Source organism: Saccharothrix sp. ST-888, from assembly GCF_000955975.1.
Taxonomy (GTDB): domain Bacteria; phylum Actinomycetota; class Actinomycetes; order Streptomycetales; family Streptomycetaceae; genus Kitasatospora.
Window position 1 is genome coordinate 1 of the sequence record NZ_JYJF01000619.1, and the last position, 348, is coordinate 348.

Genomic DNA, 348 nt, shown 5'->3' on the forward strand with positions numbered 1-348 from the left:
CGTCATACCCACACCGCCCTTCCCTGCCTTCCCCGGTGCGGCTGTTGGCGCGCCGCCTGCTTTTCATCTGCCTCCGCCCGCCATCGAAGTACTCCAACTCCCGTACAATCCACACCTGCCGGCACGCCCCAACGAGCCGCAGGCCCTCAGCCAATCCCCTGATCCGCCATCACGGGCACGTACCCGGACCGCGAGCTCCTCGGCGGCGGCAACAACCGCGGGGTCCAGGACGGCGATCCCCCGATGCAGGCCGAGACCGCGGCCTTCCGCGCGGCGGGCCGACTGCGCGGCTACGGCCGCACCACGATGGTCACCACCCTGTCGCCCTGCTGGTACTGCTCGGGCCTG

Annotated in this window: 1 pseudogene; it reads left to right on the forward strand. The window is 71.0% G+C overall.

What is annotated here, in order from left to right:
* Positions 1-195: 195 nt before the first annotated feature.
* Positions 196-348: pseudogene (locus UK12_RS33980) on the forward strand (nucleoside deaminase); the annotation flags it as partial.